This window comes from Grimontia celer, assembly GCF_900055185.1.
In the GTDB taxonomy this organism is placed as follows: Bacteria; Pseudomonadota; Gammaproteobacteria; order Enterobacterales; family Vibrionaceae; genus Enterovibrio; species Enterovibrio celer.
Window position 1 is genome coordinate 162255 of sequence record NZ_FIZX01000002.1, and the last position, 12978, is coordinate 175232.

The 12978-nt window shown below is 48.4% G+C and carries 12 protein-coding genes; 6 read left to right on the forward strand and 6 right to left on the reverse strand.

Features of this window, described 5'->3' with window-relative positions:
* Positions 1-59: 59 nt before the first annotated feature.
* Complete coding sequence (locus GCE9029_RS11015) at positions 60-5564, forward strand: calcium-binding protein (protein ID WP_062663323.1); 5505 nt, start codon at positions 60-62, stop codon at positions 5562-5564.
* Here GCE9029_RS11015 and yieH read toward each other — a convergent pair whose 3' ends face one another.
* The 3 genes from yieH to GCE9029_RS11030 all read right to left on the reverse strand — a co-directional run bounded on the left by yieH (position 5565) and on the right by GCE9029_RS11030 (position 7994).
* Complete coding sequence (gene yieH / locus GCE9029_RS11020) at positions 5565-6257, reverse strand: 6-phosphogluconate phosphatase (RefSeq protein ID WP_062663324.1); 693 nt, start codon at positions 6255-6257, stop codon at positions 5565-5567. It abuts the gene before it with no gap.
* A gap of 229 nt (positions 6258-6486) precedes the next feature.
* Positions 6487-7617, reverse strand: coding sequence for an HlyD family secretion protein (locus GCE9029_RS11025; protein ID WP_062663325.1), 1131 nt, complete (start codon positions 7615-7617; stop codon positions 6487-6489).
* On the reverse strand, positions 7617-7994 hold the full coding sequence (locus GCE9029_RS11030; protein ID WP_062663326.1) for a DUF3302 domain-containing protein: 378 nt from the start codon (positions 7992-7994) through the stop codon (positions 7617-7619). Before GCE9029_RS11030 ends, GCE9029_RS11025 begins: the two co-directional genes overlap by 1 nt.
* Before the next feature lie 217 nt (positions 7995-8211).
* Here GCE9029_RS11030 and GCE9029_RS11035 point away from each other — a divergent pair, with 217 nt between their 5' ends.
* Entirely contained in the window at positions 8212-8877 is a 666-nt protein-coding gene (locus GCE9029_RS11035; RefSeq protein ID WP_062663327.1) for a fumarylacetoacetate hydrolase family protein, read from the forward strand.
* On the opposite strand, the gene GCE9029_RS11040 is transcribed toward GCE9029_RS11035, so the two are convergent.
* Positions 8874-9443 carry a DUF1415 domain-containing protein gene (locus tag GCE9029_RS11040; protein WP_062663328.1) on the reverse strand — a complete coding sequence of 190 codons (570 nt, stop codon included), beginning with the start codon at positions 9441-9443 and terminating at the stop codon, positions 8874-8876. The two genes, GCE9029_RS11035 and GCE9029_RS11040, sit on opposite strands and share 4 nt — an antisense overlap.
* Before the next feature lie 181 nt (positions 9444-9624).
* On the opposite strand from GCE9029_RS11040, the gene GCE9029_RS11045 reads away from it, so the two are divergent.
* A complete protein-coding gene (locus GCE9029_RS11045; RefSeq protein WP_062663329.1) occupies positions 9625-9879 on the forward strand; it encodes a hypothetical protein in 255 nt (84 codons plus the stop codon).
* 60 nt (positions 9880-9939) lie between these two features.
* On the opposite strand, the gene GCE9029_RS11050 is transcribed toward GCE9029_RS11045, so the two are convergent.
* Both GCE9029_RS11050 and GCE9029_RS11055 read right to left on the reverse strand, forming a co-directional pair.
* Entirely contained in the window at positions 9940-10443 is a 504-nt protein-coding gene (locus GCE9029_RS11050) for a CreA family protein (RefSeq protein WP_062663330.1), read from the reverse strand.
* 93 nt (positions 10444-10536) lie between these two features.
* Positions 10537-10866, reverse strand: coding sequence for a hypothetical protein (locus GCE9029_RS11055; RefSeq protein WP_062663331.1), 330 nt, complete (start codon positions 10864-10866; stop codon positions 10537-10539).
* A 270-nt stretch (positions 10867-11136) separates the two neighbouring features.
* Here GCE9029_RS11055 and GCE9029_RS11060 point away from each other — a divergent pair, with 270 nt between their 5' ends.
* The 3 genes from GCE9029_RS11060 to GCE9029_RS11070 all read left to right on the forward strand — a co-directional run bounded on the left by GCE9029_RS11060 (position 11137) and on the right by GCE9029_RS11070 (position 12961).
* Positions 11137-11592, forward strand: coding sequence for a hypothetical protein (locus GCE9029_RS11060; protein ID WP_062663332.1), 456 nt, complete (start codon positions 11137-11139; stop codon positions 11590-11592).
* A 158-nt stretch (positions 11593-11750) separates the two neighbouring features.
* Complete coding sequence (locus GCE9029_RS11065) at positions 11751-12269, forward strand: hypothetical protein (protein ID WP_062663333.1); 519 nt, start codon at positions 11751-11753, stop codon at positions 12267-12269.
* A 248-nt stretch (positions 12270-12517) separates the two neighbouring features.
* Positions 12518-12961 (forward strand): L-alanine exporter AlaE, encoded by a 444-nt coding sequence (locus GCE9029_RS11070; RefSeq protein ID WP_062663334.1) that lies wholly within the window; start codon positions 12518-12520, stop codon positions 12959-12961.
* Positions 12962-12978 lie beyond the last annotated feature (17 nt).

Here is a 12978-nt window from a genome sequence, read left to right on the forward strand (position 1 = left end):
CAAAATTGACCCGCTTCAAACGAGCAGGAAGCCGTTGGAACGAGTACGAGGACAGTGGCATGGCTGGCAAAATGATCATTACGCAACTGGACGGTAACGCATTGATATTTGCACCGGATGGTAGCGTAAGGGCAGCAGAACAATACGCAGAACTGAAACCGGAAGAAGTATTGGTGACAGAAAACGGCAGCATTGCGGTTCTGAAAGAAAACGGTGAAAGGGAAATTCAGGTGAATGCCAACAGTGGCTTTCGCTTTGAAACTCCACCAGACAATGACGATGATGTTAACGCCGCGCGGCGGGGCGTGGAAGAGGGTGAAGATCCCAGTGAAAACGCAGACCCGGCTTCGGGCGAAGCGAGCAGTTCTTCGACTTTCTTCGCTGCGGGCAATGTGATTGTTGCAGACGGTTCTGGTGCCCGCCCAAGCCTTACAGAGTTATTGGAGGACGGTGAGGAAGGTGACAATCTCGAAAACCTCAACGCCAATAGCCTTACCACCTTTCAGCTGAATTCTATTTCTTCACTCCAGCGCTTTTTCTTTGAACAGCTAAACGCAGCGTCGGAGACTCCAGAAACGGCGGCGACGCCCCCGATCACGCCTACACCTTCCGAGCCAGGATCTGAGCCAGAACCTTCGGATTCCAATCAAGCGCCTTCTGTGTCCCTTTCCATGCTGACGGTAACGGAACAATCAGTCACAGAAGGCCAGGTGGTAGCATCCATTACGACCAATGATGCCAATGATGATTCGGTATCAGTGAACCTGTTGAACAACGAAGAAGGCTATTTCCGCATACAAGATGATGATGTCGTGCTAACTCAAGTCGGTGTTGATGCGATTAATGACGATGCTCTTGGCTTGGAAAGTATGTCAATTGTTGTCGAAGCCGATGACGGTGAATTGAGTGAACAGGCGTCCGGCGTTCTTTCAATAAATAAGGTGAATGACAATGTTCCCACATTGACATTGGAAGCAGTTGATGTGGTGGAAGAGTCAGTGACTGAAGGCATGGTTGTTGCGACATTTTCTGCGTCGGACGCTGATGGCAACGATCTGAGTTATTCGTTGACCGATAATGACAACGGCTACTTTTCATTGGGAGACGGCGAGGTTCTCTTAACGGCGGCTGGCGTCAATGCTATTAATAATGATGTTCTGGATATCGAGTCTCTCGATATATTCCTGACGGTCTTTGATGGCGATTTCCAGGCCAGTGCCTCAGACACTATGGTCGTGGACAGAATCAATGACAATGGCCCAACTGTTTCTATTTCGACCAGCGACATTTCTGAAAGCACAGCAAGCGTTGGTCAGGTTGTTGCAACGGTGACAACTTCAGATGCAGATGGCGATCCGGTTTCGCTAACGTTGACGAACAACAGTGACGGGTACTTTTCACTTTCCAACAGCCAGGTCACTCTGACCACTGCTGGCGTTGCAGCCGTTCAGGACGACGGATTGGATATTCAGTCTCTGACCGTTTCAGTGCAGGCGAGCGACGGTGAGAACGTCTCCAATGGCTCAGGTTCTTTCCTCGTTGGGCGCGACAACGATACTCCGCCAACCCTTTCGCTTTCAGTTGAAGACCTGACCGAGCAATCAGTGTCTGAATCAACGCTGGTGGCTACTATCTCAGCGTCTGATGGTGATGGAGATGAAATCTCTTTAACGCTGTTAAACAACCAAGATGGCTATTTCAGACTGGATGGATCTGAAATCTACCTGACCGCAGATGGTGTGGCTGCCATTAATGAAGATGGCGTAGATGCGGTTTCCAGTTTACCCATTTCTGTGCAGGCATCTGACGGCAAATTTAACGTCGTAGCCAGTGACGATGTCACCATAGCGCGTGTGAACGACAACGCTCCTGTCATCACGCTTAACGAAACGGATGTGATGGAAGAGTCCGTGTCTGTTGGTGATGTAGTCGCGACAATATCGGCGTCAGACCTAGACGGGGATGCGGTGACCTTCAGCCTCTCGGGCACCCATGCAGATTGGGTGACGATTGATGGCAACGAAGTACAACTCACCGCCGCAGGGGTGGCTGCCATCAACGATGATGGCGCAGAAATCACTGCCATCAACTTTACCGTGACAGCATCTGATGGTTCCCGCACAGGCAGAGATGATGCGAGCGTGTCGGTGACTCGAGTGAACGATAACGATCCGGTGATCACCCTGACGGAAGTCGGTGTGACGGAAGAGTCCGTATCGGTGGGAACCGTGGTTGCGACGATTTCCGCGTCTGATGCAGATGAAAATACCCTGACTTACAGCATCTCCGGTACCCATGCAGATTGGGTAACTATTTCTGGTGATGAAGTAAAACTCACCGCCGCGGGTGTGGCAGCCATCAACGATGATGGCGCAGAAATCACTGCCATCAATTTTACCGTGACAGCGTCTGATGGTGCCCGCACAGGCAGTGATGATGCGAGTGTGTCGGTGACCCGAGTGAACGACAACGATCCGGTGATCACCCTGACGGAAGTCGGTGTGACAGAAGAGTCCGTATCGGTTGGGGCGGTGGTTGCGACGATTTCCGCATCTGATGCAGACGAAGATACCCTGACTTACAGCATCTCAGGCACCCATGCAGATTGGGTGACGATCGATGGCAACGAAATACAACTCACCGCCGCGGGTGTGGCAGCCATCAACGATGATGGCGCAGAAATTACCGCCATCAACTTTACCGTGACAGCATCTGATGGCTCCCGCACTGGCAGTGATGATGCGAGTGTGTCGGTGACCCGAGTGAACGACAACGATCCGGTGATCACCCTGACGGAAGTCGGTGTGACAGAAGAGTCCGTATCGGTTGGGGCGGTGGTTGCGACGATTTCCGCATCTGATGCGGACGAAGATACCCTGACTTACAGCATCTCAGGTACCCATGCAGATTGGGTGACGATTGATGGCAACGAAGTACAACTCACCGCCGCAGGGGTGGCAGCCATCAACGATGATGGCGCAGAAATTACTGCCATCAATTTTACCGTGACAGCATCTGATGGTTCCCGCACAAGCAGCGACGATGCAAATGTGTCGGTGACCCGCGTAAATGATAACGACCCAGTGCTGAGTGTTTCCGTCAATGACCTGACAGAAGAGTCGGTATCAGAGAATGATGTGGTCGCTACCCTGACCGCAACCGATGCTGACGAAAACGCCGTGACATATAGCCTGAGCAACAACGACAATAACTATTTCACGTTGAGCGGAAACCAGGTTCTGTTGACGGCTGCAGGCGTGGCTGCAATCAACAGTGATAGCGCTGCATCGCCGCTAACATCTATGTCTTTTACCGTCGAGGCCAGCGACGGAACGAACATCGACACAGAGAATGTGAGTGTCTCCGTTACCCGCATTGATGACATTGTGGCAACTAATGACAACGATGAGGTTGCTGCTTTAGCGACCGCTTCGGGCAATGTGATTTCGGGGAGAAATGGTGAAGGGAATGGTGCGGATACGCTGGCGTCACCATCTTCCGTCAACGTAACACAAGTGGCTTATGACGGCGTGGATTATGCCCTGACTAATGGTAGCGTTACGATTAATGCTGATTCAGGGCAACTGACTGTTTCGTCAAACGGCGATTACACCTTTACCTCTTCCGTCCAGACAGAATTCTATGCCAGCGAATTGAATACCGCCTTTGGCAGCGCTAATGGCGTGACTTTCTACGGTAACAATCTGACAAGCGCAGTGTTCTTGAGTGGTGATGCATCTAATGGGCTGGATTTGGATGAGGTATATAACCCATCCGATGAAGGTAACCAGGAAGATGACAATGATGCAATCCCGGATGGTGCCATTCTTGGCACGGATGGCGATGACACAATCAATGCCGGAAATGGTGCCGATGTTGTTTATGCGGGGTCGGGCAACGATACAGTTACTGGTGGCAATGGTGTAGATGAGATTTATGGTGAGGCAGGCGACGATAATCTCACAGGAGACAACGCTGAAGACCATCTTTATGGCGGGGAAGACAATGACACGCTTGATGGTGGTCGGGGCGATGACCGCTTAATAGGTGGAGCCGGTGATGATGAGCTCACACTCGGTAAAGGTGCTGACACCGTGGTTTTTGAGTCGGGGAACGATACTGTCACAGACTTCGATCTCAACAATGACGTCATTATTATCAAGAATACTTCGGGAATTGATACCTTCGCGGAGCTGGCGATTGAGCAGGTAGGTGGTAACACAGTTATCACCGTTGGTTCGGACACTCTGACGCTCAATGGTGTTGATAAAGATGACCTTACAGCTGACATGTTCACTTTCGACACCTCAGCCACAGGCGGTGATTACCACGCCTCCATTTATGGTTTCGGAGATCAAGTTGACGAGGTGACATTTACCGTCAGCGGACTGGCAAACAATGAGGTTGTGGATTGGTACCTTTACGATGTGTCCGGCAATGTTGTTGGTAGCGGTTCCAGCACCTATACAGGTGCCGCGCTGACGGTCTCCGCACCTGCGGATACGACATTCAGATATATCGCGCTCGATGCAGAAAACCTGAATGTGGAAACCGTAACAGCAGAGTTGGCTTCAAATACAGTGGCAGACGAAGTCTTTACTTACACACTTGCGGACTCAGACAGCAACAGCGCTCAGGCACAACTGACCATCAGCTACGATGACACCTTGCGTGTCGCTGGTGATATTGCCACCGTCCAAACGGCAGGACTCAGTGGTGAAGTTTCTGATGCACACATTGCGGAAGGTAACTTGTTTAACAACGATACCTTAAGTGGGACTTGGACGTTTGAATCTGTTCAGTTTGAGGGAGCGACATACAACGCATCGGAAGGCGTGATGATCATTGAGACCCAACACGGCTCTCTGACTATCTATGGAGAAGATGATGGAAGCCATAACAAGGGTCACTACGTTTATCAGCTAATGACCGATGTGCCGAGTGATGATGTGCTGGAATCTTTCAATTACACACTGCTGAATGAGAGTGGTCTTCGCATCCAAAGCGTGCTGGATATCCGTATCGATGACAATACCAACACAGATTTGAGTGCTTTGATCAATACCACCGAACTGACAGGGGATGAAGACGCTAACCTGCTGGTGGGTCGAAATGAAGCCGATACACTGATGGGCAATGCGGGAGCAGACATTCTCGATGGCGGTCTTGGCGATGATCTGTTGGTTGGTGGTGCTGGTGACGACATGCTCACTGGTGGAGAAGGCTCCGATATCTTCAGATTCTTGCGAGGTGATGCAGATACACTGGCCACTGACACCCTCACTGACTTTGACGTGACGACCGATGTGCTCGATCTTTCCGACTTACTGGATGGTGTGAATAACGAGAATCTCGATGATTATCTGGTGTCCTTGGTTGATGACGCAGGGAAAGCCACACTCACCATCGCCAGTGAAGGTGACGAGAACGATCAGGTGATTGTTTTTGATAATAAATCGTTGGATGAACTCAGCCAAGATGTGTTGGGTATCAGCGGTGGCTCAGGGGCAGACATTCTGGATAAGATGATTGAAAACGGGATTCTCATTACGCAAGTGGCGTGATCATGCCCAACAGTCAGACAGAGGCAGGCGTTCCATCAACGCCTGCAATTCTTTCATCGAGCCAACTGATATGACTAGGGGATGGTCGACGTTCTCTTTGTTTCCGGGGTTGAAATAGACAGTACGCATTCCCGCGTTAATACCCGCTTCAACGCCCAGAAGCGTGTCATCAATGAACAAACATTCTTGAGTGAGCGCAGCCATATTCATGGCAGCGTAGTGGAGAAGATCGGGAGCAGGCTTCCAACTGTTGGCATCAAAAGCGCTGTAAAGATGATCACGGAAATGGTGTAGTAATCCCGTCATTTCCAGAGACATTTCCATCTTATTGACCGGTCCGTTGGACGCGACGCACATGTCGATGCCGACATCTTTCAGGTTATCAAGCAGTTCAGGAACCCCATCCACAGGATCGAGATGGTCTGAGAACAATTCCGAACATTTATTACGGTAAAGGTGTTCCAATTCATCAATGGAGATTTTCAGGTTATAGCGCTCGCACGTCTGAATGAGTACATCCGCCAGTTTGCCACCCTGAAAGTTATCAAGACATTCCTGCAAATCCAGTTTCACGCCGTAATTTGAGAAAATCTCGACAATCGCCATCTGGGACAGCACTTCGCTGTCGACCAAGGTGCCGTCACAGTCAAAAATCACGCAAGAAACAGGGACATCAAAGTCAAAGGAATTCATGCTTTTTCGTTCAATTGGTTTCACATCAATGCCGATACATTAAGCGTTAACCTGACCAGCAAATCCAACAACATGCCATTTGATAAATTGCTAGCTAGGTCTTATCAATTGTCGCGAAAAGGGAGAAAAATCCATCTAAGATCTTGTTTTATTAGAAGTGATACAGCTCAGCAGAAGTAGGGAAATGTGCTCCGGCTCAACCTACAGGTTGAGCCGGATTGGGGAGGGATTAATGGTCCAGATACAGGTAGTTCTGCCAGCTTTTCATGCGAATGAGGACTTTGCGCATAATAGACACATGATGGAAGCTATCTGAATAAACGGCGATTTCAACATTGGTTCCGTTTGGCAGGTTATGTTCAGAAATATCGTCAGTCATTTCCAACACCACCAAAGCACGACCCTGATTATTGAACATCTTGTCACCTACCAGCATACCCTGAGCCTGGATTTGACCTTCTGCAATTGCAGGTAGTACTTCAACGACTTTTCCTTGGAATGTTTGCCCTGGCAGAGCACGGAAAATGAATTCCGCTTCAAAGCCAGGTTTGAGGCGCAGAAGACTATTTTGACGGAATGCGCCAACGTATCGGGTACGGTCTTCGTTCACAAAGGTCATTACAGGTCTTAGCGGCATCGGTACCGCCATCATACCTGGACGCAGGGTGACTTGCGTGACATACCCATCAGTTGGTGCGCGGACAATGGTGCTGTCTAAATCAAATTGTGCCTGCTCAAGTGCGGCTTGTGCTTTCGCTACCGTGGTATCAACGCCGTTTACCTGAGAAGTCAGGCTGAGTAGTTGGCGATCTTCTTCTGCTTCCGCCGCTTCTAAGGAAGCTTCTGCTGCCAGATAAATTTGACGTTTGTTGTCGACATCTGATGCGGTAAACGCGCCCCGTTTGGCACCTTTTTGGTAGCGTTCATACTCTTTCTTGGTGCGATCACGTTCAGCCAGCGCTTTGAGTGTGTTGGCTTTGGCTGTGGCGTAAGACGCTTCGCGGCCGAGGACAGATTGCTGCGCATCCTGAAGGGCTGCTTTGGCTTCCATCACCCGGGCTTTGAAGCGGGTCTGATCAATCTTAAACAGGATGTCGCCTTGCTTGAGTGGCTGATTAGCCTGTACCGGCACATCAACAACCTGTCCACGCACGTTCGGTACAATCGGCGTGGTCACATACACATTACCGCCGAGCGCTGTGTGGGGGTGGTTGTAGTTCATCAGAAGGATAAGCGTACCTATCAACACAATGCCGCCCAATACTGCTGTGGGAACCGTCCATTTGTTCAGAGGGATACGGAAAATCTTGAAGACAGCAACGCATAGCGCGGTGTAGGTAAGAATGAGGAGCAAATCCATTATTTCGTCTCCCCGTCAGTATCGCCGTTTGAAGGTGTAGATGCCTGTTGTTCTTTGTCTTCGAGCTTTTTCTCAAGTATTGCAATGCGTTCCTTCATGGCATTGAATTCACTCTGTAGCGCTTCCTGATTATGTTCGAGTGCATTCATACCCCAGCCCCGGTCGTGACGCCACAGCGTTGCCCAAATCCAGAGAAACGGCCAAAGGGCGTGAAGGGTGAAAAGGCTGACCCAACCAGCATGATGGATAGCGTCTTGGTGGGGATGATTTCTCTTCTTGGCTATTTCATAGGGGATGTCATGAATGACAATGATGCCGTAAAAAATGACTAGTGCGACAAAAACCAGTAGCCCCAGCGCAAAGTAATCAAGGTTCATATTTTATCCTTTTATATGACTTACTGACTCGTCCGTGTTACCGAATACCGCTGAAATTCAAGGCCAAAAAGACGGGCGATTACGCGATAATATAACACTCACTTAACCAATCGTGGTTAAGATGGTAGAAGAATTAACAAGTTTGGATCGAACCGCCATCATCACAAAAGATGTTTGATAATATGGCACGGTTATTTGGGAAGACAGGGAGTCAGGAATGTACTTACATCAATGGGTTGACGGAAAGGGTGCAGGGTTGCCCACGGGCAAAGCGGTTTGTATTGGAAGAAACTATGTCGAGCACGTCCAAGAGCTCAATAACCCTATCCCTGATGAGCCTGTGCTGTTTATCAAGCCCGCCACTTCTATTGTCGGCACGGATTCCGCCCTTGCGCTGAGTGAGAGTCTGGCCCCCATTCATTATGAAGCTGAGTTATCAGTGTTAATTAGCAAGCCACTGACCAAGGCAAAACCAGAAGAAGTGTTGGACGCGATTGTTGGTGTTGGGGTTGCGCTGGACCTCACGCGCCGAGAAGCTCAAAGCAAACTGAAAGAGAAAGGCTTACCCTGGGAGCTGGCAAAAGCTTTTGATGGCAGCTGCGTGCAAAGTCCGTTTGTACCACTTGAGGGCTTCGATCTTTCCGCTACAACTTACGGTTTAGACATCAATGGCAAGCCAACCCAGCGCGGTGACACCAGTTTGATGATTAACCCTGTGGTCGATTTGATCTGTCATCTCACCCAGTACTTTACGCTGGCACCGGGTGATATTGTTCTGACAGGCACACCAAAAGGCGTGGGCAAACTCGCTGACGGTGATGCGTTGACACTGACCTTATCGGATCAAGTGCTAGCAGAGTTTAGTTGTGTGAAGGTAGCTTAAAGCGCCTTAAACAGATAAGGAAACAGCGCTTTTCTCTCTTCAGCTGACAAATTGCAAACGCGGTCGATATTGATTTGAGGGATATCTTCCGCGTCCCCACCATAGTACTTCAGCGCTTTCTCAATGCTGGCCTCTCGAATCAGATGAAACATCGGAAACGGCGAACGGTTGGTCAGGTTGCTGTCATCTTCAGGTTCGACATCTGCAAAACAATAATCCGGGTGGAAACTCGCGATTTGATAAATACCTCGCCAGCCAAACTGATCGATCAGCATATCTGCGACATCCAAAAACTGGTTGTAGTCATCAAAGTCCAGAAAGTGATTCGGAGTGACCACAATGGTGGTTTCTAAATCCGCCACTTCACTTTTTTCCAGCAAGGTTAATTCTGTGATGATGCTTTCCATCACTTCCTGATCATCCTGACCTTCACATACGGCAACCTTGATTTGCTTATTACGCTGCGGTTTGGCGGCAAAAGGGCAGAGGTTTAAGCCAATGACGACTTTCTCGAGCCATTCTGTGGTTTGTTGCTCGACGAGGTTTTTGGAGGGAAAAGCGGTCATGGTAATTACTCTGTTAAATGTGACGCGGTATTTTAACGGCGTATTTCGCCAAACCCAACGTTTATACCAAAACAAGAAAGCAAACAGACCTGGTGGTGAGTGAAAATCATTCGCATTAGTTTGACGGGAGAGGTCCTACCATTTAAAGTGTATTTAAAATGCATCTTTAAGAGGAAAGGTTATGGAAGTAGTAAACCAATCTGGAAATGAACGAGGCATTAACTTCAAAAAAGTCACGCAGGTCGGTGGCATGTTGATGATTATGTCTGGCTTGATAATGGTGAGCTCTTTACTCATTAGCTTCCCATTTGCCGACAATTTTTCAATTTTTCATCAAACCATCGCTCACATAGTGACCATCGTAATTGCGGGAGTATTCAAGGTTGGATATGTGACTTACATTGTTGGACGTTACGAGCGCAGTCTACCGTGCTGAAAAGCGAAAGTGCTCACCCTTCGTCAACAACCTTGCAACGAACGGTGAGCAAACAGAGTTTTATTTATCTTCTGTAGGTGCTTGCCATGCTTTTGTACCCCACAGTGGAACCGTTGATAGACTGTGTTTATGGCTCCCTTGTGTCTCTTTGGTCGAGTAAGAAAGGTACATCAAGGTTTGGTTTTTAGAATCAAAGATTCTGCGGATTTTCATCGATTTGAACAAAATGCTTTTCGATGCTGTGAACACCACTTCACCGGACTTTGAACGGTCGACGTTGGCAATCATTTCTGGGGTGATTTCACCCGTCTGGCGGCATGAGATTCCCATATCTGACGGATCAGAAAAATCGAGGTCTGCTTTCACATGGCTGATGTGACAAGTGACGCCGGGCACTTCTGGGTCGTTAAAGATCTGAATTTTGATGTCTTTGGTTGTGAACAAACCCAAACTGACATCACCAACCTCATCACCTGAACAGCCTGCCAAAGCAAATCCGAAAACAGACGCAGCGACAAGCGCTCGAAGTGGTTTTGAGGTAGGAGATTTAGGGAAAGCGAACATGGCAGCACCTGTCGATTAGAAATATTTCAAGCCACTTTATCAGTGGCTTGTGTTAATTGTCTAACTTCGACTGGTACCGCTGGTAAAGAGTCACTAATCGAATTGTGCGTCACCAGGGCGGCGATCCAGCGTTTCTGGATTGAAAGTGAGTAGCTCGTCGTATGCATCACAAAAGCTTGCCGTATCATTGTATTTTTGGCGAGCAGCTTCGATTTTTCGTTCTGCGATACGGCGTTTATCAGAGCCATTGCGATCAGAGCTGAAAATACGCTGTTGTGTAAACAGCTCTTGTGTGAACTTCTGCTTGCAGATTGATTCGTTTCTTTCTGTAACCACTTCACCCAACTGATCTTTTGCAGCAAAGGCAAACCCAGATATCAGAGCAGAAGTTATAATTATTGATTTAACAACGAGATAGCGCATAATCCTCACCTGATAGTGAACCCACTCGTTTTAAAGATAGTTCACACAACAGTGCCTCTCCAGTGAGATACATTGCTCATTTTTGATTCAGCGCAATTCCCCTTTCATTTAGTGATATTGGTTCCTGAATTAACGCCTCATTATCAAACATGGACTATCAGATTCCGGCCTGTTTTCGGCGCTGGTTAACATTCCTACAAAAAGAGGGATGAAGACGACTTAGCTTGCGGTTATCTTCATCTTTTTCAAGGAATGACAGTGACGTAAGAGATGCAAAAACAGGTAAACAGCTCGTACTTACAGCTTTTTCTGCGTGAATCTGGCACCGCAGCCATGCTGAATATTGAACAACTTCCCGATGTGTCAGATGTCGATGCCATCGCTCTTTTTGACTGGATGTCCAGCAAGCGTTCCTTCTCAGCGTCTGAAGTGAGAGGCCAGCGTTGGATAAAAACCTGCAGCGCAGGTTATGTCACCGAGCTGCTGCTCAATGAAGACGGTACCCTTGAAGAATTTACCCTGTTCAACCGCCTACCAACCAAAGGTTGGTGGAAACTGGAACAAGGTGTGCTCGATTTGGAAATCGTAAAAAATGACAACACCTACCGCAGCCGTGTCATTGCCAATAAATCAGTGAACATTCACTCCGCCATCGAGTACAAAAACGGCGAACTGCATTCTTATCTCAAACTGGCTCAAGTCATGCCGGTAGCGCAAAGCGCGTAAGCGCTATTTAAATCCAACGCGAAAGGTCAGCGATACGCTGGCCTTTTTCATTTCTAGCGAATTTCTCTGGTCATTAGGTATAAGTGAGACCCCTAACGCATTGTTTTTGCGCTATACATGAAGGCAGAGCGTTAGCGTTGTGTTGAGGGAGTAACAAGGTGCAAATAGGACTGCCTACTTGGGTGATTGTTGCGACAGGACTGGTCATGAATGTGATCGCCGCGCTGATGACCAACTTTGTGATTGATGGCTTGGGAGAGAAAGCGGCGGTGGTCGAAGAAACCCAGAGCAGCAACAATCAGCTTATTCAATTGACCTGGCAGCAAGTCGATGCCCTAGAGCGCCGAAGGGAAACGTTGCTCATCATACTTACCACCCAAGAAGAGGGTAGAGAATTATCTAAGATGCTCGTTAGCCAACTGCTTTCACCGTTTTCTGATATGACAGACACACCCCTCGATATGGCCAACATCAACAAAATCATGCTTGGTATTGACCAGCAGCAAGATCTTCTGCGAAACAAGATAGACACGCTATATCTCGATAACCTGCAGTTAGCAGACTCCTATCGTGAAATTGTGAGTAGTATCTCTAACTACCGAAACCTTGCCCTTTTCCTCCAGATACTTGGTCTGGCGCTGATCATGGCCAGAGACCTCTCACGAAAGCCAGACTAGATGGTGATCAAATGGGCTTGACATGTGCCAGATTTGTTGTGGTCATATGAGCTATTTATATCTTGTTAATTAGAATAAAACACTGGTTTTAATTTTAAATATAGCGCCTAAATCCAACAGAGTTTTGTTCTAATAGCCGATATAACGGTGGTGAAAACGTCGGCGTGAACGGCACTTCTCCACCCCGTTTTTTTATTGAATTTTTGGCTGTTTTAGCCGTTTTGATTTAGCGATTTTGGGGTGAGTAAATGGGTGGCGCTAACCGCGTTCGCAGCGTCGTGGCTGATATGTTTGCCATGGTCGTTTTCTGCTTCGTCACTGGCATGATGGTCGAGATCTTCGTGTCTGGTATGTCTTTCGAACAATCTTTGGCTTCGCGACTGTTGTCGATTCCAGTCAATATCTTGATTGCCTGGCCTTACGGTGTATTCCGCGACAATGTGCAAAAGTTCTCGCAACGTTTATCTTCGACCAAAACAATGAAGCGCGCAGCAGACTTTGTCGCTTATGTGGCGTTCCAGTCTCCAGTGTATGCAGCCATTTTGTTTACCGTTGGCGCTGAACCAAGCCAAATCGCAACAGCCGTCGCTTCAAATGCCCTGCTTTCCGGCTTGCTGGGTGTGGTGTATGGCTCTTTCTTGGAGCGTTGCCGCAAACTGTTTCGTGTTCAGGCGATGCCTGCAGCTGTGTAAATATGAAAAATGCCATC